A 23,955-nucleotide genomic window follows, 5' to 3' on the forward strand; every position below is an offset into this window, starting at 1 on the left:
GTCTAATCGACGCTAGAATACAATCCAAAAGGGCTGCTCATTGAGCAGCCCTTCTAGTAGTTATTTAGCCAGTATTAACGGTGAATCTCTACCAGTTCAGCCATCATGTCGATATGTGAATCTCTGTCGTTGAGACACATGATATAGCTAAACTCAGAACCACCGGCTTCAATGAAAGTTTCCTTACACTGATCTGAAATCTCTTCCAGCGTTTCTAAACAGTCCACCGAGAATGCTGGAGCCATGATATCGATTTTCTTGATCCCTTTGCTTGGCAATGATTCAAGTGTCTCATCGGTATATGGCTTTAACCACTCTTCTCGACCAAATCGAGACTGGTACGTCATAGTGATATCGTCTGCAGATAAACCAAGCTCCTCAGCTAGTAACTTAGTTGTCGCTTCACAATGTTGAGGGTAGATATCCCCTTCATCTGCCAATCGCTTCGGAATGCCGTGGAAAGAGCAAACCAAATGATCCGCTCGGCCATTTTTCTCCCAATGGCTACGAACACTCTCAGCCAGTGCTTTAGTGTAACTAGGATGTGCGTAGTAATCGCGGATAAAACGGTAACTAGGAATAACAGGCATCTGTTTGAAGGCTTTGGTTAAACCATCAGAAACCGCAGCAGTGGTAGTGCCTGAATACTGAGGATACAGAGGCAATACGATGATATCCTCAACGCCCTGCTCCATCAGCTGCTCAACGCCCGTTTTTAGGCTTGGGTTACCATAAGTCATCCCCAGCGCGACAGGCATCTCTAACTTCTTCTGTAGCTTATCTGCTTGTCTTTTTGAATACACAAGAAGCGGTGAGCCGTCGTCCATCCAAACCGACTGATAAAGCTTGGCTACTTTGGGTGAACGAATCGGTAAAATCACTCCGTGCAATATCGGGCACCATAGCCAGCGTGTTAGATTAACGACTCGCTTATCGTGCAAAAATTCACTCAAAAATCGACGAACGCCAGCTGGGGTCGCAGAATCTGGCGTACCTAAGTTCACCAGTAAAACGCCCTGCTTTTTATTATTTTCCATAGATACCTGAGACCAATATGTAATTTTGTAGAGAGTAATATACTAACCTGCTGAAGTTTAAGATCATTGCTTGTCGCTAAATGTTGAGATAATCATTTGGCGTGACATATAACCAACATCAACTTTAGATTATGAGCGAACTTTTCAAAGCTAATGTGCGTTGAATTGAGGGCTCCTAATTATCTTAGATTGGTATCGTACTAAAAATTGAGACAAAAAAAGCGACCTTTAAGGTCGCTTCCAATATATCAAATTCTAAAACTGGCTGTTAGCCAATTATGCTAGTGCTTTCTCAAGTTCTGCACTAACTTCAGCAACTTGCTTAGTACCGTCAAACTTAAGGTACTGAGTGTTACCAGCTTCAGCTTCTTTACCGTAGTAAGAGATTAGTGGAGCTGTTTGCTCATGGTACACGCCTAGACGAGCACGAACTGTTTCTTCTTTGTCGTCATCACGTACAACTAGCTCTTCGCCAGTCACGTCATCTTTACCTTCTTCTTTTGGTGGGTTGTACACAGTGTGGTATGTACGGCCTGAAGGAAGGTGAGCACGACGACCAGCCATACGCTCAACAATCACATCGTCAGCTACGTCGAATTCAACAACGTAATCAACAGCGATGCCCATTTCTTTTAGGCCATCAGCTTGTGGGATTGTGCGTGGGAAACCGTCTAGTAGGAAACCTTTCTCACAGTCATCTTGAGCGATACGCTCTTTGATAAGACCAAGGATAATTTCATCAGAAACTAGCTGACCAGCGTCGATTACTGATTTTGCTTGCTTACCAAGCTCAGTACCCGCTTTGATAGCAGCACGTAGCATGTCACCAGTTGAAATTTGAGGGATACCAAATTTGTTCATGATGAAGTTAGCTTGAGTACCTTTACCCGCGCCAGGAGCACCTAGAAGAATGATGCGCATGTTTAATCCTCTTATAAAATTATGATTTATACCGAAGCTCACTATCCCACCTTCCTCGTTCATTTTTAATGATAAACAGGAAAAGTTAGGTAACAGCTGAGGTTAAGCAAAACTGTAAACAGAAGCAAAACGGTAAGTTTCGGTATAACGTTTAAAAATCATACAACTGGAGGCGATAGGTTCCTAGTTCCAGCTGATTAAGTCGAGCATTCTATCACATTAATATTCAATTTGGCTGAATTTACGACTAAAGAATGCATCACCTCATTTTGTTGTGACGATAACGGTGACGTTGACCACATTTAACATATTTTCAACGACGTTCATTAAAAAAGCCCGCATTTGCGAGCTTTTAATTACAATTCGTGGTTTAGCCCAAAGTCGAAAGACTAACGCTTTGTCAGCAGCTCGTTGATTGCACCCAAGAATTGTGACGGATCTTCCATAGAACCTTTCTCAGCCAGCATCGCTTGACCAAGTAGTAGCTCAACCCAACGGCCAAACGCTTGCTCATCGGCTTCGTCAGCCATTTGTTTAACAAGTGCGTGCTCTGGGTTAATTTCAAAGATGTACTTAACTTCAGGCGCAGCTTGACCCGCAGCTTCAAGAAGCTTAGCCATTTGCGTCCCCATTTCGAAGTCGTCAGTCACAACAACCGCTGGGGTTGTTGCTAGCTTGAAGGTTGTACGAACTTCTTTAACACGGCTTCCTAGGTAAGATTGAGTACGCTCAACAACAGATTTGAACTCTTCTTCTGTCTCTTTCTGCTTCTCTTTCTCTTCTTCACCTTCGAACTTGCTTAGGTCTAAGCCCGCTTTAGTGATCGATTGGAACTGTTTACCGTCGAAGTCAGTCAGGTAGTTCATTACGTACTCATCGATGCGATCGTACATTAGCACTACTTCAATACCTTTCGCTTTAAACTGCTCTAAGTGTGGGCTGTTCTTAGCTGATGCGTAGCTATCTGCTGTCAGGTAGTAAATCTTATCTTGGCCTTCTTTCATGCGCTCAACGTAAGACGCTAGGCTGATAGTTTGATCAGCAGAATCGACCTCTGTAGATGCGAAACGAAGAAGACCTGCGATCTTCTCTTTGTTCGCCATGTCTTCCGCTGGGCCTTCTTTCATTACAAGGCCAAACTCTTTCCAGAATTCTAGGTACTTCTCGTTGTCATTTTTCGCCATGCGCTCAAGCATAGTAAGTACACGCTTAGTACATGCACCACGAAGAGACTGAGTTACCTTGTTATCTTGCAAGATTTCACGGGATACATTCAGTGGTAGATCGTTTGAGTCAATCAGGCCGCGTACGAAACGCATGTAAGATGGCATGAACTGTTCAGCATCATCCATGATGAATACACGTTGTACATAAAGCTTTAAGCCGCTCTTGTGGTCACGGTTCATCATGTCCCAAGGTGCTTTAGCTGGAATATAAAGTAGGCTTGTGTAGTCGTTCTTACCTTCAACCTTGTTGTGGCTCCATGTTAGTGGATCAGCAAAGTCGTGAGATACGTGCTTGTAGAACTCTTGGTACTCTTCTTTCTCGATTTCTGATTTATTACGAGTCCAAAGCGCTTGAGCTTTGTTGATTTGTTCCCAGTGCTTCTCTTCGGTGTCTTTACCTTCGTCATCTTTAACTGCAGTTAAGATAGAAACTGGGATACCGATGTGGTCAGAGTATTTACCAATTACTTCACGTAGACGCCATTCGTTTAAGAACTCTTTACCGTCTTCACGCATATGAAGAATGATGTCTGTACCACGAGACTCTTTAGTGATGTCTTCAATGGTGTAATCACCTTCGCCCGCAGAGTGCCATTGTACGGCTTCATTGCTTGCAAGACCTGCGGCACGTGTACGAACGGTTACAGCGTCCGCAACGATGAATGCTGAGTAGAAACCAACACCAAATTGACCGATCAGCTGAGAGTCTTTGCTTTGGTCTTCAGATAACTTAGAGAAAAAGTCTGCTGTACCTGATTTCGCGATGGTACCTAAGTGTTCAATAACGTTGTCGCGGCTCATGCCGATACCGTTATCAGAAATGGTTAACGTATTCGCCTCAGCGTTAAATGACAGTTTTACACCTAGATCTGCATCGCCTTGGTAAAGTTCAGCATTTGATAGCGCTTGAAAACGTAGCTTGTCCGCTGCGTCAGATGCGTTAGAGATCAGCTCACGTAGAAAGATTTCTTTATTTGAATACAGTGAGTGAATCATTAGATGAAGTAGTTGTTTTACTTCAGATTGAAAGCCACGAGTCTCTTTATTTTGCGTTGCCGTTTCGCTCATTTTTACTCCAAAACATCTATATATTTATGTTGAATAATCATAGGGGCGTCACATTTAATGCTACCCTTCTTTTCATTAACATGAGGATGACAAATGTAAATTCAAGGTCAAAAATCATAAAAACACTGTTTTTTTGTTCGGTTTTTATTATCCTTGAGTCTGATAAATATAAAAGAACATAAAAGAAATCATGATTTGGTGAAGAATTAACGGAACTTCACCTGAGATTTGTCTATTTCGCATCCAAAATCATCCAAAATAGAAGAATTCAATGAGCAATATCGGCACAAAGTTTATTCTCGCACAGCGGTTCGTCTTCGATCCAAACAGCAACTCACTTGTTGACCAACTGAGCGACGGCGAAGTCGTACGTCTTGGCAGCAATGAAAGCCGCATTCTCCTGATGCTGTCGGAAAGACCCAATCAAGTTATCACTCGTAATGAATTACATGAGTATGTTTGGCGAGATCAAGGCTTTGAGGTCGATGATTCAAGCTTAACGCAAGCAGTATCGACCCTGAGAAAGATGCTCAAGGACTCGACTAAGTCTCCAGAATTCGTAAAAACAGTGCCTAAGCGCGGCTACCAACTCATTGCGACGGTTGAGCGCTCAACCCCCCTTTCATCAAATGATCAGCCCGTAGCGGCTGAAATTGCAGAAAATGACGTAGAACCAAGCCTAACGTTTGCAACAACAACACCTGTCGCAGAAGAAGTCGTTTCTGAGACAAGCACACCTGAGCCTATCTCTAAACTTCAGGAGACTAGCGCTGAGGTTGAGCTAACTAAAGCAGCAGCAGCAACTGAAGCTAAAAACAGCAACAAGTGGTTAATTCTAGGATTGCTATTTGCCGCAGTCATGATGCCAATTCTAGTACTCACTTTTACTAATCCGGCGGAATCTGAATTCCGTACATTAGCAGAAGTCGATGGTGTAAAAGTTCAGTCACCAATTAATCATCCAGATCTAACCAGCTGGCTTCCTGCTATTGAGAAGTGTGTATTACGTTACAACACCAATCACACTGGCATGCTGAAACCAACTGAAGTGATTGCGACAGGTGGGCAAACTAACAACTTAGCCCTCAACTACATTCACCCGCAAGAATACTCTAGCGAAAACATTACTCTAAGAATTTATGCAAACCAGTCGGATGTAGACGACATTTGTAAAGGTGGCCAGTAACATGAAATTAAAAGTATCGATTATCTTACTGGTTTTTTCTGCTTTTCTAAGTGGTTGGTTGTATTGGGGTAGTGACGCAAAAGTAGAGCGCTTACTCACTCAGCATGAGTGGCAATCGAAAATGGTGACTCTGATTAGCGATAACAAGCAAGCTGATTCAATCGGCCCACTTCGTAGAGTTGAACTTTCATCGAATGCGAAATACCTACCCAATGGTACATATCTGAGAATGTCGGTGGTTAGGCTATACGGCACACAAACCGCACCGGCGAATGTCATCAACATCTCTGAAACGGGTCAGTGGGATATCAACGACAACTACCTACTGGTTTCGCCAACTGAATTTAAAGATGTTACATCGGCTCAGCGCCAAGACTTCTCTCAAGAGCAACTAGAGCTGATTACGCAAGTAATTAAGATGGATGCAGAGCAAAGTCGTCGCATCGATATTGTTAACCCGAAGGCACTGCTACTGACTAGCTTAAATCACGGTTCTACCGTATTGTTTTCGAACTAGCATTGAAAAGCTATTTACGACATATCGATGGATGAATACCATTCACGATAAACCTAAAGAAGGGGCATGAGGCCCCTTTTTGTTATCTTAAACTCAAAGATAAAACTCTATGGATTGGATAAACTCACTCGCTCTATTCTTTGGCTCATTAATCGCCAACACGCTTGCTTCTTTATCAGGTGGCGGTGCTGGGCTTCTACAGTTCCCACTGCTCATCTTTCTAGGACTACCCTTTTCAGTTGCACTGGCTACCCACAAAGTCGCTAGCGTCGCTCTCGGCTTAGGTGCTGCATATACCCATATCAAGGGTGGCACGTTAAGCTGGAAAGTTTGTCTCTACCTAATTTTCGTCGGCAGCATTGGAGTGGTCATTGGCGCGAATATCGTACTCATAATCCCAGATGCCATTGCACAGAAGCTGCTTGGTGCAATGATCTTAGCGCTGGGCGTTTACTCACGACTAAAGAAACAATTGGGTCAAGAAGAGCAGCTTAAAAACCGAGACATAAAAGGTTGGATAATTGGTGGGGTTGGGCTGGCACTCATAGGCATCATCAACGGTTCACTCACTGCCGGATCTGGCCTTTTAGTTACCCTATTTCTAGTTCGTTGGTTTGGTTTTACTTATAAACAAGCCATCGCGTTAACCATGATTTGCGTCGGTTTGTTCTGGAATGGCATTGGAGGTATTGCCATTGTGCAAGCGGGTGCGCCAATATACTGGGTATGGTTACCCATATTACTGCTAAGTTCGTTTGTCGGCGGAAGCCTAGGGGCATTCCTCGCAAACCGTTCAAGCAATCAGCTCGTCAAAACGGCTTTCGAAATATTGACGTTTGCCGTCGGCATCAAGCTATTGCTATAGAATTTTAAAGGTTATCTATGAATGCAGAGTCGAATCAAAACAGCCCAACCGTGCTGAAAGCGACAATAGCAATACACTACTGCCGTCAATGTAATTGGATGCTTCGCTCAAGTTGGTTGTGCCAGGAACTGCTTCATACCTTCAGTGAAGAGATTGAACAAGTCAGTTTACACCCAGATACCGGTGGTCGATTTGAGATCTTTTGCAATGGAATACAAATTTGGGAAAGAAAGGCGGATGGCGGCTTTCCCGAAGCGAAAGTTCTGAAGCAAAGAGTGAGAAACATCATTGCTCCAGACAGAGACCTCGGCCACGTAGATTCAAAATAAACCCATTCCGGCCGATTCTATGATTTAAAGCTGGCCGCTAACCAGTACGTCGCCGCCAAGGCTAATCACTTTGAAGTTGCCATTTTCATAGATGCCATAGCTTGCTGCATGACCTTCTCGTGGGAACGTCACCGAGCTAGGGTTAAAAATGAAGATGTCATCTTGGTACTCAGCAACTGGGATGTGAGTATGGCCATGAGCAATAATATCACCCGCTTTCAGTGCTGGTCGTTTCGTTGTGTTATATAGGTGACCGTGAGTTAAGAAGATACGTTGGCCTGACTCTAGTAACACCCATGAGTAATCCATCATCATTGGGAAAGAGAGCAACACCTGATCGACTTCGCTGTCGCAGTTACCACGGACAGCAATGATCTCTTGGGAGAACTCGTTCAGCTTGTCTGCAACAGCAGGTGGGTTGTAACCCTCTGGAATCGGATTTCTAGGGCCATGATTCAGAATGTCACCCAGTAGGATTAAATATTGGGCACCCGAACCTTGGTATAGCTCTAATACCTTTTCTGTTGCTGGTAGCGAACCGTGTAGGTCTGAAGCAAAAAATAATTTCACACGTACTTCTCCATAAAATTTATGGGCCTATTGTACGTACCTATCGGCTATACGTCATCTCTCACCATACCGTTGATAACAATATTATTGTAACTAACCATACCGACAATCTTATTATCACGGACCACAGGCGCACGGCTAATACCAAAGCGTTCAAACAAGCGCGCACAGTACTTAACATTCATCTCGGCAGACACGCTTAACGCGGGCTTAGTCATGATTTCATAAATATTAGTACGTTCAGGGGAGCGATTTTTGGCCAATACTTTTTTGGCAATGTCGTTCATCAACACAATCCCGTATTCATCATCTTCATGACGCTTATCCACGATGATCGCTTTTACTTTGTGCTTTTTCGCCATTTCTATCGCTGCTAACACTGTGGTTAGGCCATCGATAATCACATAGGTATTGGCCATTACATCGCTGACTCGGATCTTGTCACTGGTATTCATAGCTCGTCCTCTACGACTTTAGTTAATGTTTCGACTTGATGTGCAACCCCAACCGCGTCTTCGACATCAATTTGTACTGCTATTCCTTGCCCTGATTCTTGGTCGAACTCCCCGACTTTTCCTATCGTCTCTAAAATATGTCGGGCTAAATGCTCCTCAACAACAAACAGCAGCACATCTTTTTGTACCTCAAGCGTCAAACCGAAGAAGGTACGTTTTTGGTTTAGCCCCTGCCCTCTGGCATTGTTGATCACGGTGGCCCCCGTCGCGCCCGCATCACGCGCCGCATCGAGTACGATGTCGGTCTTACTCTCTTCAACAAACGCCAAGATCAATTTAAAGCGCATCTTTACTCTCCCTAGAGGTGTGTAAACGGTTTAACCATTGTGTTATTTGGGCATAACCCATCACTGAAATAATCGGAAATAAGCTAGCAAAGGCGATTAACCCAAAGCCATCGATCACCGGATTCCTCCCAGGTACGGTTGACGCCAGGCCCAGCCCTAATGCTGTGACCAATGGCACAGTGACCGTCGATGTGGTGACACCACCCGAATCATAAGCCAAAGGCACAATTAATTTGGGAGCATAAAAGGTTTGGATCACCACAACGATGTAACCAACAATGATGTAATAATGAATAGGATCACCAGCCACAATCCGATAGCTGCCCAGCGAAATACCGATAGCAACGCCTAATGCCACGGCAATCCTCAGTCCGTTAACACTGATACTGCCACCAGAGACTTGATTCGCCTTAATGGCAACCGCTATCAATGAAGGCTCAGCTATCGTGGTACTAAAGCCGATACAAAATGCAAAAAGATAAACCCAGTAATAATCAAACCATGCCAGGGCTATGCCTGAACTGATTTTAAATTCGGAAAGAAAAGTAGGCTCCGTCAATTGCATCGCCATCGTTTCGCCTAAAGGAAACAAAGCAAGCTCTAGTCCCATCAAGAAAAGAGACAAACCAAGAATGACGTAAAAGAACCCTATCAATACTTTGGGCAGGTTATGGACTGGCCTGCGTAGCACCGCTAATTGAAAACCAAATATGATCACCGCAATCGGAATCACATCCATCACAGTGCCAAGAAAAGTGTCGATAAACTGTTGAGCACTGATCATGTCACCACCATTCCATAGACCATGACAAACATCATCGGCAACAGTGAAGCAAACGCGATCAGCCCAAAGCCATCAATCATAGGATTACGGCCTTTAATGGCCGAAGCCAAACCCACACCTAATGCCGTTACCAAAGGAACAGTGATGGTTGATGTCGTCACGCCGCCAGAGTCATACGCTATGCCAATGATATTTTCGGGTGCAAAAGCAGTGAGCACCACCACACCGATGTAACCACCGATTATCATGTATTGGATTGGCCAACCTTTTAGGATCCGAAGTACACCAAGCAATATCGCGATGCCTACCGACAATGCAACAGTGAAGCGCAGACCATCGGCGTACTCTTCCATTTCATCATTAGAATTAGGTATCACACCGCCCTCGGCTGCCACTTCTGCCGCTTCGGCTGTAACCGCCGTCAACGCAGGCTCGGCTATGGTAGTGCCGAAGCCCAGACAAAAAGCGAAGGTCAATAACCAGAATACGCTACCCTTGCGGGCAAAAGCTTGCGCCATCGATTCGCCGATCGGGAAGAGCCCCATTTCAAGCCCGAAAATAAAGAAGGTAAGCCCGAGAACCACCAGCACTAAACCCGTTAAAATAGACAGCAGATGCGGAAGCGGCTCTTGTAAAACAACAAGCTGGAAGAACGCGATCACCGCAACAATAGGCAATAAATCACGAAGGCTACCCAACATAGCTCGAAACAAAGCTAGCACTGCCGTCATCGCAACTCCCTATCGCCAATAATTACGTTTGATTATCTGTCCGTAATAATCATGACAAATCCTTATTATTTCTAATGTGATAAACATTACGCAGTTGGTAACATATGCGAGTAAAATTTCTTAACTGTGATAACGATACACATATCTAAACTAATGAATTAAATTTCACTGTTTAGCTAATTGTTGGAGAGGTCATTTAGGCATCATACGATTGAAACCAACTGATCGTTATAGTGATTTTTTCGTATTGGTTGGCGATTAAAAACAAGCCATGTCTATAATTATGTTTAATAAGGAGATTGGTATGAAGATATTGTTAACTGGTGGTACTGGATTTATTGGCTCTGAATTGATCAAGAGTCTGAACACTGACGACGTTACATTGCTCACGCGAAACCCTGAAAAAGCGAAACAATGCCTAAGCCACCTGAACCAAAACAACCTTCATTATATCCAATCCCTTGATGAGCTGAATGACCTCAACGATTACGATGCAGTGATAAACCTCGCTGGTGAACCTATTGCAGACAAACGCTGGAGTGATGAGCAAAAAGAAAGGATCTGTAGCAGCCGCTGGCTGATCACAGAGAAGATCGTCGAACTCATTCAAGCAAGCACAACACCACCTGAAGTCTTTATCAGCGGCTCTGCCGTCGGCTACTATGGCGACCAGCAACAACACCCATTTGATGAATCACTGCAAGTCGAAGATGAGAGCTTCCCTCATAAAGTCTGTGCTCATTGGGAAGAGATAGCTAAACGAGCCGAATCAGATAAAACTCGCGTTATTCTATTAAGAACCGGAATTGTTTTGGGTGAGAATGGTGGTGCACTCAAAAAAATGCTGATGCCTTACAAGCTTGGCGTTGGCGGTCCATTAGGGTCAGGTAAACAGTACATGCCTTGGATTCACATGCTCGACATGGTCAGAGCCATCAATCACTTGTTGTCACTCCCCCACGCTCAAGGTGAATTCAACATGTGCGCTCCGCACCCTGTGACCAACAAGCAGTTCAGTAGCACCCTCGCGAAACAATTGCGTCGCCCTCACTTCTTGTTCACCCCAAAGTGGGCGATGTCGCTACTGATGGGCGAGTCGTCCTGCTTGCTGTTCGACAGCATTCGTTCCAAGCCTAAGAAGTTAACTGAAATGGGCTTTATATTTAGTTACTCAAGAATCGAGCCTGCATTAAAAAACTTGTTACAACATCAAGACTAATTCTTTACTCTAAGAGCAAAGAAGCTCTGATAAAGGATTAAGTGTGAACAAGTCGATTCTCATCACTGGTTGCTCAACTGGCATTGGCTACACCTGTGCTCACGCACTCCACAAACGCGGTTTTCATGTCATCGCATCTTGCCGCGCCCCACAAGATGTTCAACGTCTTCAAGAAGAAGGTCTCAGCTGTATTCAGTTGGATCTTGCCAACAAGGAAAGTATTGAGAACGGAGCGAAACAAGCCATCGAGCTAGCACCAAATGGATTGTATGGCTTGTTCAATAATGGTGCATATGGTCAGGCTGGTGCCTTAGAAGATCTACCGACGCAAGGGCTAAGAGAACAGTTCGAAACCAACTTTTTTGGCTGGCACCACCTCGTTTGCCAGATCCTGCCTCACATGCGAGAGCGCGGCGAAGGGCGTATTGTTCAAAATAGTTCCGTACTCGGCTTTGCTGCAATGAAATATCGAGGTGCGTATAACGCATCAAAGTTCGCAATTGAAGGTTGGACAGACACTCTGCGTTTAGAGCTTCATGGTAGTGGCATACACATTTCATTACTCCAACCCGGCCCAATCGAAACTCAATTTCGAACCAACGCCCTAAAAGCTTTCAATAAGTGGATCAACATAGAAGGTAGTGTTCATCAGCACGCTTACCAACAACAAAAAGATCGACTTGAAAAAGAATCATCGAATAATACGTTTGTTTTGCCTGCTGAAAGCTGTATCGAGCCGGTTTATCACGCGCTCACCGCCGATAAACCAAAGCTAAGATACCGAGTCACCACTCCCACTAAAGTGTTTGCGGTATTGAAAAGATTACTGCCGAGCCGTTTGCTAGACCCTATTCTCAGAAAAGCCGCATAAATTACTAACTTTGAATGAACAGTCGCAAACTTTAATGTAACGATGTAATTTATTCGTAACAATAAGATGTCATGATTTAGCCTATCTCATCAGTTATCCCCAATTGATGGACTAACCCTTTGGATACTTCATGACTTTAAACCGCCTTAATTTGGTAGGTCTGAGTCTGGCAATTACGTTGTTTATTCTGTTTTGAGTATCTTACGTAATACCTCACTGACCACCTCACTGAGAACGCTGTGTCTTCCATGTTGAGTTAACAACTCTATTAACATTGAAGCATGGCGTTTTTCTATTTTTGCCTCTTTTTATCCGAGATTACCCAGTTAGATCTTGAAGTTACCCGTTTATCCCCCCATATTTGCAACGTATCCCAAAACAAATCTCAAGGAACGTAAATGCAATCTCCGCATATTGTTGAACTTAATGAGCAGAACTTTCGCCAAGTACTAGAAGGTTCGATGCAGACCCCTGTCCTCATCCATTTTTGGGCACCAATGAGCCAAGAGAGTGCTCAAATCATTCCTGAACTACAAACATTAACTCAGCAATACAATGGTGCATTCACTCTCGCGCTATTAAATTGCGAACAAGAACAAGCCATTGCTAGCCAATTTGGTGTTCAAGCACTGCCTACTATTGCACTGTTTGTTAACGGTCAACCTGCCGATGGCCTAGGTGGTCCGCAGCGCATAGAAGCAATTGTGGAAATGCTTGGCAAACACCTGCCAAGCCAAGATGAATTGGCACTACGCCAAGCACTTGAGCAAATGCAAGCTGGTGAGCACACTCAAGCTTTAGCGGCTATGCAGCAGCTTCCGGCTGAACTGACGAGCAAAGGTGAAGTTAAACTGGCCATTGCAGAGTGTTTACTAGAAACCCAGCAATTTGATCTCGCTGAGGCTCAACTAGCAACAATTCCACTCGAGTACCAAGACAACTACTACAAAGGCTTAGTCGCCAAGCTTGAACTTCATAAGCAAGCTGCCGATAGCCCAGAGATCCAAGCATTAGAAGCGGCGCTTAAGCAAAAACCAAGCGATGCGAAAACCGCATCAGAATTGGCACTGCAATACCATCAAGTAAACCGTAGTGAAGAAGCGATGGACCTACTATGGTCTTTCCTAGTCAAAGACCTCAACGCTCTTGATGGAGACATGAAAAAAGAGTTCATGGATATACTAAGTGCACTTGGACAAGGCAACCCTGTTGCTAGTAAGTACCGCCGTCAGCTTTACTCTCTACTTTACTAATCAGGTTCCTGATACCTATACAGTAAGTAGTAAAATACAAATTCGACAAAGCAACTCATAAGCTTTTTGAATACAAAACTCATAATGGGCCATAAAATCAATGTTTTATGGCCCATTTCTCATTTATAAATTTGCCCCCACTTTAAATATGCGCCAGTATGAGTAATAAACGATTCAAAACTTAAACTTGCAAAGGACTTTGTATGCATATTGATACCTTGATTACTATTGGCGTCTTTACTGTCGTCGCGTTGCTCTTTATCTTCGCAGGCGTAAAAACCGTTCCACAGGGCAACAACTGGACTGTAGAACGCTTCGGACGCTATACACATACGCTAAAACCAGGCCTTAACTTAATCATCCCGTTTATTGATAAAATCGGTCAGCGAATCAATATGATGGAGCGAGTTCTTGATATACCCGCGCAAGAAGTTATCTCTAAAGACAATGCCAATGTAGTTATTGATGCGGTGTGTTTTGTACAAGTAATCGATGCTGCAAGAGCTGCGTATGAAGTCAACGACCTCGAGCACGCGATTCGTAACCTAACGTTGACTAACATCCGTACGGTACTGGGTTCAATGGAACTTGATGAGATGCTAAGTCAACGTGACATGATCAACACCAAGCTTCTTAACATCGTGGATGAAGCCACCAACCCGTGGGGCGTAAAGGTTACTCGTATCGAAATTAAAGACGTACAACCACCAGCAGACCTAACTGCAGCGATGAATGCTCAGATGAAAGCGGAACGTAACAAGCGTGCCGATATCTTAGAAGCAGAAGGTGTAAGACAGGCAGAGATCCTTAAGGCTGAAGGTCACAAACAATCAGAAATTCTAAAAGCTGAAGGTGAAAAGCAAGCTGCAATACTTCAAGCAGAAGCGCGTGAACGTGCGGCAGAAGCGGAAGCGAAAGCAACAGAGATGGTATCGACCGCAATTGCTCAGGGTGACATGCAAGCCGTAAACTACTTTATCGCACAAGGCTATACCGAAGCATTGAAGTCAATTGGACAAACAGAAAACGGTAAGATAATCATGCTACCACTTGAAGCGACTGGCCTAATGGGCTCTGTTGCGGGTATCGCAGAGATGTTCACACACAAGAATGATACAAATAGTAAGGACTAACTTATGGTCGAATTACTAGAGCAAGTAAACCACTGGCACTGGCTGGCATTTGGTCTAGTATTGCTTGCACTTGAACTGGTTGGAACCGCTGGTTACTTTTTGTGGATTGGTATCTCAGCCATGTTGGTCGGCGCCCTTTTGGGAGCTCTACCAATTGGTTGGCAGATGCAATGGCTGTCCTTCGCGAGCTTCTCCCTCATCACTACTTGGTTATGGTGGAGAAGACAACTATCTAGTGATAAACAGTCAGATTCAAATAGAGAACTCAACCAGAGAGAAAAGCAGCTTGTAGGTCAGACAACTAGAATCGATGCTGACATTCAAAAAGGCAAATGTCGTATCCGCTTGGGTGACACGACCTGGTCAGCCGTGAGCAGTCATGACTTAAAAGCGGGAACAGAAGTTGTCGTTACTGCTGTAGATGGTATTGTATTAACAATTGCTCCAAACAAGTCTTAATTAAAAACCTTTCTGTAAAGCCATAGGTCTTCTCTTATGGCTTTTTATCCACTAGGGAATCAATAATAGGGCAATGGCTATTTGAGTCTCCTGGGCATTGTTCAACCCACTCTTTCAATGTCTTCTGAATTGCCAAAAGATCTTCAATTTTTTGGTTTACTTCTTCCAGTTTACTCAGCGCTTTTGCTTTAACGTCGGCACTTTCGCGACAAGGGTTATCAGCTAATTCAACAAGTGCACGGCACTCATCGAGTGTGAAACCGACCATTTTTGCTCTCAGTACAAACTCTAACTGTTCGATGTGAATCTCGCCGTATTGCCTATAGCCGTTTTCTGAACGATGTGGAGGGCTCATCATGCCTTTACTTTCGTAAAAACGAATGGATTTCGCTGTTGTACCAACACGTTTAGCTACTTCACCAATATTCACAATATTACCTGTAAGCTTAAAATGAAAAACCGCAGTACTGCTGTTATACAATACTGCGGTTGAAAAACATAGTTTGGAGCTTAGGTTAAAGGCTTACTCTTGCTCTAATAACCAAATCATCGTCTGAGATTTTTCTTCGCTATCTAGTTTGTTAAACCAGTAAGAAACCATTTCGATCTCTTTAGAGCCTTCTAATGGTGCTGGGTTAGCGTTCTTACGATTCTTGAATGCCCAATCTGTAATTGCAGATTTCTCTTCTGATGAAGACTGTTCAAACCAATAAGTGACCATCTGTTGAGGCTGCGAAATAACTTCAGCGGATTCAAGTTGAACTTGAGCAACGGTTGGAGCTACAGCCATGCTAGCCGTTGTATTTAAGAGAGGTTCAGCTTCTAGCTTCACCGCGTCAAAGTAAGCTTTTGGTACGCTAAATTCAACGATTTGACGCTTTGTATCTGAAGTTAAGACAAATACTGCCTGAGGCTCAGTAATCGCTTCAACTTGATCATTGCTGAAAGGAAACTTAAATGACTGTGTCATTGTACAATGTTCAGTACAGCTTTCAGATAAAGGACGGTAAGTATCGAGTGAAACCTCTGTTCCTTTATAAGTAACTGTTTCAAATTTTCCGTAATTCTTAAAGAAAGTCGCATCCATCGCTATATAGGAAGAAGCCACTTTTTTTTCTGTTTTTGGGTAAATACCAACAAACGATAAAGAAGACTTAACCAGATCTTGTCCGACTTGTGCTCGCGCCTCTGGGGCATATGATTTAGCTTCAACTTGGACATATAAACTTCTTTCTTTAATGCCCTTAGCTACATCATCAAACTGACTAGAAGAGTCCAAGGTCGTACAACCAGACGCCACTAATACCGAAGAAAATAACATCGCCAACTTATACATATTTACTTCCTTATCTATTTAAACAGAAAAACGCTGGCATTACGCCAGCGTTTCTATGAAGGCAGTTTACTAGAGTACTAGTCTTAGAAACCGTATTCTAGACCTACACGTACAAACATAGTCTTATCTGCTGCATTGTAGGCATCATGTTGGCCTACACGTACATACGGTACAAAACCATTATGAGCGTACATTAACTGACCAGAAAGAACCTCATCAGCATCATCCTGTTTAGCTCCTTCGATTTTAGAGTCTAAATTAGCAGCGTAACCCAGCTTGAATCCCCACGGACCAGACCAGTATTGCCCGATTAGAGAGAATTGACCTTGCTCAGCAGACTTGCCTACGTAATCGTCATCTTTAGCTTCACCATCACTATACTTATAAGCACCCGCTAAGCCGAAACCAGCAGGTAGAGGCAATTCAAAACCAACAATGTAAGCAGAAGTATCTACTGTACCGCCAGCGAATGAAGAGTTGCTTTCGAAGCCGCCGTGAACAGTCACAACATCAGAGAAGTTGTAGTGTGCTGAAGCGCCAACATGGTTTGAATCTTTAGTATCTTTATCGCCACGACCAACAGAAACACTGTAAGTGAAGCCACCAAATGCTGGAGAGTCGTAACGTGCAATATCACCTTTACGATCGTAGTGAGCTTTAACATCACCACCCCAGTCAAATACACGACCTAGACCTGGGTTAGAGTATGGCCAATCGACGATTTCGTATAGAGGAGTAAGCATACGGCCGAAACGTACTTTACCCCAGTCGCCTTGAAGACCTAAGAAAGTGTCACGAGCGCCTAGCGTAGAACCAGTACCGTCTTCACCTACGTAGCCAGATTCAATTTGCATGAAAACGTTCACGTTATCGAACATATCTTTGCTTGCGCGGAAACCGATACGTGATTCATTCTCGTAATCGTAACCGTTGCTATCTTCTTGATAAAATGCAGAGATTGCTGCCACACCGTATGCTTGCACGTTAAAATCAGAGATAACACCTACTTGTGAACTCTCTGAACCTGTAGCCATTGCGCCTGTCGATAAAAGTGCAACCGTTGCACCTAATAGAGTACGTTTAAAAAATTTGTTTTCCATGGAATAAAACTCCTAAAAATGGATATAGCTGTCTAAATATTTCCCACCTAAAGTTGGCCGCCGTAGAGAGAAATACCTTTTCTTGTTTGAGAACCCTAAACTCGAATTCTCTATTTCCTTTCTGGTTATACACATCGTGTGCATCCATGGCATTAAGACTAACTTCGCCCTCAAAAAGATCAACGAGAACTTAATTTTCATCTAAAAAAATATGAGTTAGTGCAAATTTACCATCTACTTAGTGATCCAGATCCATAAATCAAAAAGGCCACACACAATAACAACTAAAACAATATAAAACAGTAACTTAAATATAACTGCCTTTTGTGAAAATAGATATGACTCGCATTTATGGTGCAGCTAGAACGCTATTTTATTAATGTTGAGCACCGTCACTGTCCTGATTCTATAGTTCGTATAGGAACAAAATTCTCAACAATTAAAAAGCCACCATTTTTATAGCAAATACAAAAAAGGCACTCCCTTAAAAGGAGTGCCTTTGAGCTTTTTTTACCTGAATTTACTTACGAAAGAAGAGCAATAAGATCCTCTTCGGTTCTTATTTCGATACCTAAATCTTGTGCTTTGGTTAATTTAGAACCTGCGGCTTCTCCGGCAAATAGGATGTCGGTTTTCTTAGAAACGCTACCTGTTACTTTAGCACCTAATGCTTGAAGTGCCGCTTTGGCTTCACTTCGGCCCAATTGAGACAGTGAACCCGTTAGCACAACCACTTTGCCCTCTAGAGGCAATTCTTGGTCATCTCGCGCATCTTCAATCACAGGCCAGTTCACGCCCAGTTCGATTAGCTGTTCAACGACCGCTCGGTTTTTCTCTTGTGAGAAGAAAGCAGTAATATGACTAGCAACAATATCACCAATATCGGACACCTCAACAAGCTGCTCATGAGTTGCCGCTTGAACGAGCTCTAATGTTTTGAAGTGCTGTGCTAAGTTCATCGCTGTCGCTTCACCGACTTCACGAATACCGAGTGAATAAAGGAAACGCGCTAACGTCGTATCTTTCGCTTTATTCAACGCGCTCACCACGTTCTGAGCCGATTTAGGCCCCATACGATCAAGCACCGTAATCACACCTGCACTGAGTTTAAATAGGTCTGCTGGTGTCTCAACCATCTCGCGATCGACAAGCTGCTCTATGACTTTCACGCCAAGACCATCAACATCAAGCGCCTTTCTAGATACAAAGTGCTTAAGCGCTTCTTTACGTTGAGCTTGGCACACCAAACCGCCTGTACAACGCGCTACAGCTTCACCCTCTACACGCTCGACCGAAGAACTACATACAGGGCATGCATCAGGGAAAACGATGTCTTTAGCCGTATCTGGGCGACGGTCTTGTACAACAGCAACGATCTGTGGAATCACATCGCCAGCACGGCGGATAATAACGCTATCACCTACCTTGACACCCAAACGAGCAATCTCGTCGGCGTTGTGCAGCGTGGCATTGCTTACTGTTACACCACCGACAAAGATAGGTTCTAATTTAGCCACAGGCGTAATAGCGCCGGTACGGCCCACCTGAAACTCAACGTCGTTTAGCAGAGTGATCTCTTCTTGAGCCGGGAACTTGTATGCAATCGCCCAGCGAGGCGCTCTAGCAACAAAGCCAAGCACTTCTTGCGCCGCAATATCATCGACTTTAATCACCACACCATCGATCTCGTAAGCCAGAGCATCACGGCGAGTCATAATGTCTTGATAATATGCCTTTACGTCTTCAAGCGAGCTAAGTTGCTTCGTCTCAGGACACATTGGCAGTCCCCAACCTTTTAGCTGTAAGAAACGTTGGTAATGGCTACTTGAGAGCTCTGCACCTTCAACCACACCCACGCTGTAAGCATAGAAAGCTAATGGGCGTTTTGCAGTAATACGAGAGTCTAGCTGACGCAAACTACCTGCTGCGGCATTGCGTGGGTTTACAAAGACTTTCTCGCCTTTCTTCAGCGCCATTTCGTTCAGTTTATCGAAGCCGGCTTTTGGCATGAACACTTCACCACGCACTTCGATACGTTCAGGCCAACCTTCGCCTTGTAGCTTAAGTGGAATCGAACTGATGGTGCGTACGTTTTCAGTGATGTTTTCACCCGTTGCACCATCACCACGAGTCGCCGCTTGAACTAATGTCCCGTTCACGTAAAGCAAGCTCACAGCGAGGCCATCGAGTTTAGGCTCACAACAGAAAGTCTTAAGATTCGCGGTTGGTGCTCTATCGGACATACGCTTATTAAACGCATCCAAGTCTTCATCAGAGAATGCATTATCCAGAGAAAGCATTGGGATCTCGTGAGTCACTTGTGTGAAACCATCTAGTGGCTGACCACCAACACGTTGGCTAGGTGAGTCCACGGTTACGAGCTCTGGGTTTTCTTCTTCGATCTTTAGCAACTGTTGCATTAATCGATCGTACTCAACATCAGGGATCTCTGGGCTATCTTCTACGTAATAACGAACGGCATGATAGTGCAGAGTTTCTCTTAACTGCTCTAAGGTCACTTGAATCGATTCTTTCATATCATTCTCTGTCGTGATTGAAATATCAAAAAGGGCTCCCTTAGGAGCCCTTTTCTATAAATATAGATTATTTACAAGGCTAAACAATACGGCTAAGCATTCGTCGCCGTCATAAAGTCTCGGATTTGCTTGCGATAGTCAGATAAACGATTTGGCGTCATTAAGTTACGTGACTCATCCAATACGTTTCCGCCCATATCGTCGGCAATTTTCTGTGCTGCACTCAGCATCACATTGAAGTTTTGATCAGCTTGACCGTAACAAGGTAGCGTCATGAAGAATGAAATACCTTTGGTCGTAAAGTCAGCAGGATCATCATGCTCAAGAGTACCAGGCTGCATCATATTTGCGACACTGAAGATAACCTTAGGCTCGTCAGCTGATTGTGCAAAGCAGTGGTAAATAGACATCTCACCATAAGTTAGGCCGTTGTTTTCCATGCTGCGGAAAAGTTCAGTTCCAACGAACGGGATCTCTCCGGCACAGTGAACATTAAGGACAATAACCTCTAAGCCTAACTCTTCATCTTGCTTTGTTTCTTCAACAGGAGCTGCTGCTTGTGGAGCAACACTCTCTTTAGCTGCGAATGGTTCACTTGCAGTAAAAGTTTGTTGTGAAACCACTGGCTCGCTTGCGACTATTGGTTCAGCAACTTGTTCGGCTTCAACGTCTTCAAAAGAGCCGTACTGCTCTTTAAAACCTGCATGATTTTCTTTTTGTTCGTCAGTCAACTCAAAGCTTTGAACTTCAGGCTCAACACCCTTCTCTTCCACAATCACTTCAGGTTCACTTTCAACCGTAATTGGGTCTTCGACGCTAAAAGAAGGAAGCTCATTCAATTCGATGTCATCTTCGTAAACTTCTTTCGATTGCGGCGCTGTTAGCGGATCTGAATCGATCAAAGGATCGATTTCAGATGGTGAAACAACAAAATCCGGCTCTTTACGTTCTTTTCGGATTATCTCAAAACCATCTTCTGGGGCAAATGAACGGTTTGGAATAGTTTCGGCTTCATCTAAGCTGTCGTTATCAAGCTTACCAAGCGGCTTATCACCAAACTTTGCTTTCCCTTCTTTTTTACTCGTCCATAGACCATGGAACAATAATGCGGCGATAGCTAATGCGCCAACAATAATGAGTACAAATCGCAATTCCTGCATTTTTCGCTCTCAGCTTTCTTAGTCAACTAGCTATAACACGCTGTCACTAAGTTGGGTTAATTTGGCTAATCTCACTACTCTATCAAAAGTAGCCACTGTTTTAGAACAACTTAATACAATTAGTTCCTTACATGGTGTGATTTTCACCACGCTTTTTTTCTTAATTTCGGTCGAGTACACTATACATGTTTGCTATTTAACCAAATTCACATGTGAGCTAATTTAAATATGACTATTGAACCTGTTCCCCGCTCCGGCTTTGGCTATTTTATTTTCGGAATAAAAATTGCTTTATCACCGAGCATTCGTAAGTTTGTACTCATGCCACTTATCGCAAACGTGTTACTCGTTGGTGGTGCTTTATTTTATATCTTCTCCAACCTAAACACTTGGATTGAGGGTTGGATTGGTGCATTGCCAAGCTTCTTGTCGTGGTTGTCATATATTTTATGGCCATTACTTATGTTAACCGTCTTGGCCACTTTCTCGTATTTCTTTAGTACGCTCGCTAACTTCATTGCGGCACCTTTCAATGGCTTGCTAGCAGAAAAAGTCGAAGAGTTACTTAGTGGCAAAAAAGTCAATGACGATGGTTTACTTGATGTTATAAAAGATACCCCGCGTATATTAGCGAGAGAATGGCGCAAGCTTGTCTACGTTCTGCCAAAAGCGATCGGTTTATTCCTACTTTTGTTAATTCCAGCACTAGGGCAAACCGTTGCACCGTTTTTATGGTTCATTTTCACAGCATGGATGTTAGCGATTCAATACGCCGACTACCCATTCGATAACCATAAAATCAAGTTCGATGACATGAGAAACAATTTGAAACAAAAACAAGGTAAAAGCTATAGCTTTGGTGCACTTGTTTCAGTGTTCACCACAATTCCCGTTCTTAACCTCATCGTAATGCCCGTTGCCGTTTGCGGCGCGACGGCAATGTGGGTTGCTGAGTTTAAAGAGCAAGTTCAACGTTCTCGTCTATAACCCTGCTTACACTTCCTAGCTTTGCCTATCTTTTTGAAGTTCTGATTTCAATAAAGATAGGCGTAAATTTTACTACATCTCTATATGATATAACTTTTTAGTCCTTTTACCTTTTTTTCAACTTGTTTAATCTAAATTCAAGCTGAACAAACATCGAAAGACACTAGACGGTAAAATGATTGATATACTACGTTTAGTTCTGTCATTAAATGAAGGAATATCGCATGAGCAAGATCTACGAAGACAACACACTAACGATTGGTAACACACCTCTTGTCCGCCTTAACAAAGTAAGCAAAGGTAACGTCCTAGCTAAGATCGAAGCTCGCAACCCAAGCTTCAGCGTTAAGTGTCGTATCGGTTCAAACATGATCTGGGAAGCAGAAAAAGCAGGTAAACTTAAGCCAGGCATCGAGCTTGTTGAACCGACTAGTGGTAACACAGGTGTTGCACTTGCATTCGTAGCAGCAGCGCGAGGTTACAAACTAACGCTAACTATGCCTGAGTCAATGAGCCTAGAACGTCGTAAGCTGCTTAAAGCGCTTGGCGCAAATTTAGTGTTAACTGAAGCACCAAAAGGCATGAATGGTGCAATTGCAAAAGCAGAAGAGATTGTTGCTTCAAATCCAAGTAAATACCTATTACTACAACAGTTCAACAACCCAGCTAACCCACAGATTCACGAGCAGACGACTGGTCCTGAAATTTGGGAAGCAACAGACGGCGAAATCGACGTGTTTGTTGCGGGTGTTGGTACTGGCGGTACTATCACTGGTACAAGTCGTTACATTAAAGGTGAAAAAGGTAAAGCGATCACTTCAGTAGCGGTTGAACCAGCGGAGTCTCCAGTGATTGCACAGGCACTTGCAGGCGAAGAAATCAAACCAGCTCCACACAAAATTCAAGGTATCGGTGCAGGTTTCATCCCTGGAAACCTAGATTTAGAGATTATTGACCGTGTTGAATCGGTAACTTCTGAAGAAGCGATTGAGATGGCTCAACGCCTAATGAAAGAAGAAGGTATTCTTGCAGGTATCTCATCTGGCGCGGCAGTTGTAGCAGCGAACAGAATCGCAGAACTACCTGAATTTGCAGGAAAAAATATCGTTACCGTACTGCCAAGCTCTGGTGAGCGTTACCTAAGTACAGCCCTATTTGCTGGCATCTTTACGGAAAAAGAGAACCAACAATAATATGTGGTCAAATCAATTTTTCGTCCAAAAAGGCCCCGTTTAGGGGCTTTTTTGTTGATCCCTGCCCCACCTTTGGTAATATCGGGTCTGTTTTATTTTTCGCTTCAAAATAAAAGAAGCAATAAGCAAATTCTGAAAGTCATGAGTACTCAAAAAAAGATGACCATGGCTGGATAAAAATTGATAACCAGTCTAAGTTCTAACACGAACATGGCGTACTACTCTCTAGCGCATTTAGGCTAAAGCAGTTAAGCTAATCTGGTTACAAACTTACAAAAAATAAATTAATTGGGGTATAAAAATGTACGAGAAGCAAGTAGAAATCACAGCAGAAAACGGTCTTCACACTCGTCCAGCTGCACAGTTCGTTAAAGAAGCAAAATCTTTCGACGCTGACATCACAGTGACTTCTAACGGCAAAAGCGCTAGCGCGAAAAGCCTGTTCAAACTACAAACTTTAGGCCTAGTGAAAGGTACTAACGTTACTATTTCAGCTGAAGGCCCTCAAGCTCAGCAAGCCGTAGACCACCTAGTTGCTCTTATGGATCAACTACACTAATACGGTCTCCTTCTTTCAAAGCCATTTTGCATAGCAAAGTGGCTTTGTTCGAAGTAGATAGCAATAAGCGCGGCATTAGTCGACGACTTAAAGTCACACATTCTCCCGTTTA

25 protein-coding genes and 1 pseudogene are annotated in these 23,955 nt (G+C 43.6%); 12 read left to right on the forward strand and 14 right to left on the reverse strand.

Annotated features, from left to right (window positions below; genetic code table 11):
• Nucleotides 1-74: 74 nt before the first annotated feature.
• The 3 genes from hemH to htpG form a co-directional block, all read right to left on the reverse strand.
• Nucleotides 75-1,037 carry a ferrochelatase gene (hemH, locus tag L1D11_RS08205; RefSeq protein ID WP_239834679.1) on the reverse strand — a complete coding sequence of 321 codons (963 nt, stop codon included), beginning with the start codon at nt 1,035-1,037 and terminating at the stop codon, nt 75-77.
• Nucleotides 1,038-1,313: 276 nt separating this feature from the next.
• The gene (gene adk / locus L1D11_RS08210) at nt 1,314-1,958 is read right to left on the reverse strand and encodes an adenylate kinase (RefSeq protein ID WP_004737884.1); all 645 of its coding nucleotides are present in this window, start codon (nt 1,956-1,958) and stop codon (nt 1,314-1,316) included.
• A 389-nt stretch (nt 1,959-2,347) separates the two neighbouring features.
• Complete coding sequence (htpG, locus tag L1D11_RS08215; protein ID WP_239834680.1) at nt 2,348-4,252, reverse strand: molecular chaperone HtpG; 1,905 nt, start codon at nt 4,250-4,252, stop codon at nt 2,348-2,350.
• Between the two features lie 271 nt (nt 4,253-4,523).
• On the opposite strand from htpG, the gene L1D11_RS08220 reads away from it, so the two are divergent.
• The 4 genes from L1D11_RS08220 (at nt 4,524) to L1D11_RS08235 (ending at nt 7,149) form a co-directional block, all read left to right on the forward strand.
• Entirely contained in the window at nt 4,524-5,438 is a 915-nt protein-coding gene (locus L1D11_RS08220) for a transcriptional regulator (protein WP_239833951.1), read from the forward strand.
• A 1-nt stretch (nt 5,439) separates the two neighbouring features.
• Complete coding sequence (locus tag L1D11_RS08225) at nt 5,440-5,955, forward strand: regulatory protein ToxS (protein WP_239833952.1); 516 nt, start codon at nt 5,440-5,442, stop codon at nt 5,953-5,955.
• Between the two features lie 109 nt (nt 5,956-6,064).
• Nucleotides 6,065-6,820 (forward strand): sulfite exporter TauE/SafE family protein, encoded by a 756-nt coding sequence (locus L1D11_RS08230; protein WP_239833953.1) that lies wholly within the window; start codon nt 6,065-6,067, stop codon nt 6,818-6,820.
• 17 nt (nt 6,821-6,837) lie between these two features.
• Nucleotides 6,838-7,149 (forward strand): SelT/SelW/SelH family protein, encoded by a 312-nt coding sequence (locus tag L1D11_RS08235; RefSeq protein WP_239833954.1) that lies wholly within the window; start codon nt 6,838-6,840, stop codon nt 7,147-7,149.
• A 24-nt stretch (nt 7,150-7,173) separates the two neighbouring features.
• On the opposite strand, the gene yfcE is transcribed toward L1D11_RS08235, so the two are convergent.
• From yfcE to L1D11_RS08260, 5 genes are read right to left on the reverse strand one after another with little or no spacing between them, the layout of a single operon-like run.
• The gene (yfcE, locus tag L1D11_RS08240; RefSeq protein WP_239833955.1) at nt 7,174-7,719 is read right to left on the reverse strand and encodes a phosphodiesterase; all 546 of its coding nucleotides are present in this window, start codon (nt 7,717-7,719) and stop codon (nt 7,174-7,176) included.
• A 47-nt stretch (nt 7,720-7,766) separates the two neighbouring features.
• Nucleotides 7,767-8,174 carry a CBS domain-containing protein gene (locus L1D11_RS08245; protein ID WP_128159755.1) on the reverse strand — a complete coding sequence of 136 codons (408 nt, stop codon included), beginning with the start codon at nt 8,172-8,174 and terminating at the stop codon, nt 7,767-7,769.
• The gene (locus L1D11_RS08250) at nt 8,171-8,521 is read right to left on the reverse strand and encodes a P-II family nitrogen regulator (RefSeq protein WP_004737873.1); all 351 of its coding nucleotides are present in this window, start codon (nt 8,519-8,521) and stop codon (nt 8,171-8,173) included. The genes L1D11_RS08245 and L1D11_RS08250 overlap by 4 nt, the downstream gene beginning before the upstream one ends.
• Complete coding sequence (locus L1D11_RS08255) at nt 8,511-9,305, reverse strand: DUF1538 domain-containing protein (RefSeq protein ID WP_239833956.1); 795 nt, start codon at nt 9,303-9,305, stop codon at nt 8,511-8,513. Before L1D11_RS08255 ends, L1D11_RS08250 begins: the two co-directional genes overlap by 11 nt.
• Nucleotides 9,302-10,036, reverse strand: coding sequence for a DUF1538 domain-containing protein (locus tag L1D11_RS08260; RefSeq protein ID WP_239833957.1), 735 nt, complete (start codon nt 10,034-10,036; stop codon nt 9,302-9,304). The genes L1D11_RS08255 and L1D11_RS08260 overlap by 4 nt, the downstream gene beginning before the upstream one ends.
• Before the next feature lie 304 nt (nt 10,037-10,340).
• Here L1D11_RS08260 and L1D11_RS08265 point away from each other — a divergent pair, with 304 nt between their 5' ends.
• From L1D11_RS08265 to L1D11_RS08285, 5 genes are all read left to right on the forward strand, one after another.
• A complete protein-coding gene (locus tag L1D11_RS08265) occupies nt 10,341-11,255 on the forward strand; it encodes a TIGR01777 family oxidoreductase (RefSeq protein WP_239833958.1) in 915 nt (304 codons plus the stop codon).
• A 43-nt stretch (nt 11,256-11,298) separates the two neighbouring features.
• Entirely contained in the window at nt 11,299-12,126 is an 828-nt protein-coding gene (locus L1D11_RS08270) for an SDR family oxidoreductase (protein WP_239833959.1), read from the forward strand.
• A 398-nt stretch (nt 12,127-12,524) separates the two neighbouring features.
• Nucleotides 12,525-13,379 carry a co-chaperone YbbN gene (locus tag L1D11_RS08275; RefSeq protein ID WP_239833960.1) on the forward strand — a complete coding sequence of 285 codons (855 nt, stop codon included), beginning with the start codon at nt 12,525-12,527 and terminating at the stop codon, nt 13,377-13,379.
• A 203-nt stretch (nt 13,380-13,582) separates the two neighbouring features.
• The gene (locus L1D11_RS08280) at nt 13,583-14,512 is read left to right on the forward strand and encodes an SPFH domain-containing protein (RefSeq protein ID WP_239833961.1); all 930 of its coding nucleotides are present in this window, start codon (nt 13,583-13,585) and stop codon (nt 14,510-14,512) included.
• 3 nt (nt 14,513-14,515) lie between these two features.
• Nucleotides 14,516-14,971 carry an NfeD family protein gene (locus L1D11_RS08285; RefSeq protein WP_239833962.1) on the forward strand — a complete coding sequence of 152 codons (456 nt, stop codon included), beginning with the start codon at nt 14,516-14,518 and terminating at the stop codon, nt 14,969-14,971.
• Nucleotides 14,972-15,005: 34 nt separating this feature from the next.
• Here L1D11_RS08285 and cueR read toward each other — a convergent pair whose 3' ends face one another.
• The 6 genes and pseudogenes from cueR to zipA all read right to left on the reverse strand — a co-directional run bounded on the left by cueR (nt 15,006) and on the right by zipA (nt 21,104).
• Nucleotides 15,006-15,401: a Cu(I)-responsive transcriptional regulator gene (cueR, locus tag L1D11_RS08290; protein WP_239833963.1), complete on the reverse strand. Its 396-nt coding sequence runs from the start codon at nt 15,399-15,401 to the stop codon at nt 15,006-15,008.
• 93 nt (nt 15,402-15,494) lie between these two features.
• Nucleotides 15,495-16,307 (reverse strand): hypothetical protein, encoded by an 813-nt coding sequence (locus tag L1D11_RS08295; protein WP_239833964.1) that lies wholly within the window; start codon nt 16,305-16,307, stop codon nt 15,495-15,497.
• Nucleotides 16,308-16,390: 83 nt separating this feature from the next.
• Entirely contained in the window at nt 16,391-17,407 is a 1,017-nt protein-coding gene (locus L1D11_RS08300; RefSeq protein ID WP_239833965.1) for a porin, read from the reverse strand.
• Nucleotides 17,388-17,542 (reverse strand): annotated as a pseudogene (locus L1D11_RS08305) (DNA ligase). Before L1D11_RS08305 ends, L1D11_RS08300 begins: the two are co-directional and overlap by 20 nt.
• Nucleotides 17,543-17,931: 389 nt before the next feature.
• Entirely contained in the window at nt 17,932-19,944 is a 2,013-nt protein-coding gene (ligA, locus tag L1D11_RS08310; protein WP_239833966.1) for an NAD-dependent DNA ligase LigA, read from the reverse strand.
• Between the two features lie 92 nt (nt 19,945-20,036).
• Entirely contained in the window at nt 20,037-21,104 is a 1,068-nt protein-coding gene (zipA, locus tag L1D11_RS08315; protein WP_239833570.1) for a cell division protein ZipA, read from the reverse strand.
• Nucleotides 21,105-21,332: 228 nt separating this feature from the next.
• Between zipA and cysZ the strand changes: the two genes are divergently transcribed.
• The 3 genes from cysZ to L1D11_RS08330 all read left to right on the forward strand — a co-directional run bounded on the left by cysZ (nt 21,333) and on the right by L1D11_RS08330 (nt 23,843).
• On the forward strand, nt 21,333-22,091 hold the full coding sequence (cysZ, locus tag L1D11_RS08320) for a sulfate transporter CysZ (protein ID WP_239833569.1): 759 nt from the start codon (nt 21,333-21,335) through the stop codon (nt 22,089-22,091).
• A gap of 224 nt (nt 22,092-22,315) precedes the next feature.
• Nucleotides 22,316-23,284: a cysteine synthase A gene (gene cysK / locus L1D11_RS08325; RefSeq protein WP_239833568.1), complete on the forward strand. Its 969-nt coding sequence runs from the start codon at nt 22,316-22,318 to the stop codon at nt 23,282-23,284.
• Between the two features lie 301 nt (nt 23,285-23,585).
• The gene (locus L1D11_RS08330) at nt 23,586-23,843 is read left to right on the forward strand and encodes an HPr family phosphocarrier protein (protein WP_004734263.1); all 258 of its coding nucleotides are present in this window, start codon (nt 23,586-23,588) and stop codon (nt 23,841-23,843) included.
• Nucleotides 23,844-23,955 lie beyond the last annotated feature (112 nt).

Origin of the sequence: Vibrio sp. Isolate32, from assembly GCF_022397955.1 — a bacterium.
GTDB lineage: Bacteria > Pseudomonadota > Gammaproteobacteria > Enterobacterales > Vibrionaceae > Vibrio.

Excerpts from the sequence above, each read along its gene's own strand:
- hemH (WP_239834679.1), bottom strand. The coding sequence starts at position 1,037 with ATGGAAAATAATAAAAAGCAGGGCGTTTTACTGGTGAACTTAGGTACG.
- adk (WP_004737884.1), bottom strand. The coding sequence starts at position 1,958 with ATGCGCATCATTCTTCTAGGTGCTCCTGGCGCGGGTAAAGGTACTCAA.
- htpG (WP_239834680.1), bottom strand. The coding sequence starts at position 4,252 with ATGAGCGAAACGGCAACGCAAAATAAAGAGACTCGTGGCTTTCAATCT.
- L1D11_RS08220 (WP_239833951.1), top strand. The coding sequence starts at position 4,524 with ATGAGCAATATCGGCACAAAGTTTATTCTCGCACAGCGGTTCGTCTTC.
- L1D11_RS08225 (WP_239833952.1), top strand. The coding sequence starts at position 5,440 with ATGAAATTAAAAGTATCGATTATCTTACTGGTTTTTTCTGCTTTTCTA.
- L1D11_RS08230 (WP_239833953.1), top strand. The coding sequence starts at position 6,065 with ATGGATTGGATAAACTCACTCGCTCTATTCTTTGGCTCATTAATCGCC.
- L1D11_RS08235 (WP_239833954.1), top strand. The coding sequence starts at position 6,838 with ATGAATGCAGAGTCGAATCAAAACAGCCCAACCGTGCTGAAAGCGACA.
- L1D11_RS08245 (WP_128159755.1), bottom strand. The coding sequence starts at position 8,174 with ATGAATACCAGTGACAAGATCCGAGTCAGCGATGTAATGGCCAATACC.
- L1D11_RS08250 (WP_004737873.1), bottom strand. The coding sequence starts at position 8,521 with ATGCGCTTTAAATTGATCTTGGCGTTTGTTGAAGAGAGTAAGACCGAC.
- L1D11_RS08255 (WP_239833956.1), bottom strand. The coding sequence starts at position 9,305 with ATGATCAGTGCTCAACAGTTTATCGACACTTTTCTTGGCACTGTGATG.
- L1D11_RS08260 (WP_239833957.1), bottom strand. The coding sequence starts at position 10,036 with ATGACGGCAGTGCTAGCTTTGTTTCGAGCTATGTTGGGTAGCCTTCGT.
- L1D11_RS08265 (WP_239833958.1), top strand. The coding sequence starts at position 10,341 with ATGAAGATATTGTTAACTGGTGGTACTGGATTTATTGGCTCTGAATTG.
- L1D11_RS08275 (WP_239833960.1), top strand. The coding sequence starts at position 12,525 with ATGCAATCTCCGCATATTGTTGAACTTAATGAGCAGAACTTTCGCCAA.
- L1D11_RS08280 (WP_239833961.1), top strand. The coding sequence starts at position 13,583 with ATGCATATTGATACCTTGATTACTATTGGCGTCTTTACTGTCGTCGCG.
- L1D11_RS08285 (WP_239833962.1), top strand. The coding sequence starts at position 14,516 with ATGGTCGAATTACTAGAGCAAGTAAACCACTGGCACTGGCTGGCATTT.
- L1D11_RS08295 (WP_239833964.1), bottom strand. The coding sequence starts at position 16,307 with ATGTATAAGTTGGCGATGTTATTTTCTTCGGTATTAGTGGCGTCTGGT.
- L1D11_RS08300 (WP_239833965.1), bottom strand. The coding sequence starts at position 17,407 with ATGGAAAACAAATTTTTTAAACGTACTCTATTAGGTGCAACGGTTGCA.
- ligA (WP_239833966.1), bottom strand. The coding sequence starts at position 19,944 with ATGAAAGAATCGATTCAAGTGACCTTAGAGCAGTTAAGAGAAACTCTG.
- zipA (WP_239833570.1), bottom strand. The coding sequence starts at position 21,104 with ATGCAGGAATTGCGATTTGTACTCATTATTGTTGGCGCATTAGCTATC.
- cysZ (WP_239833569.1), top strand. The coding sequence starts at position 21,333 with ATGACTATTGAACCTGTTCCCCGCTCCGGCTTTGGCTATTTTATTTTC.
- cysK (WP_239833568.1), top strand. The coding sequence starts at position 22,316 with ATGAGCAAGATCTACGAAGACAACACACTAACGATTGGTAACACACCT.
- L1D11_RS08330 (WP_004734263.1), top strand. The coding sequence starts at position 23,586 with ATGTACGAGAAGCAAGTAGAAATCACAGCAGAAAACGGTCTTCACACT.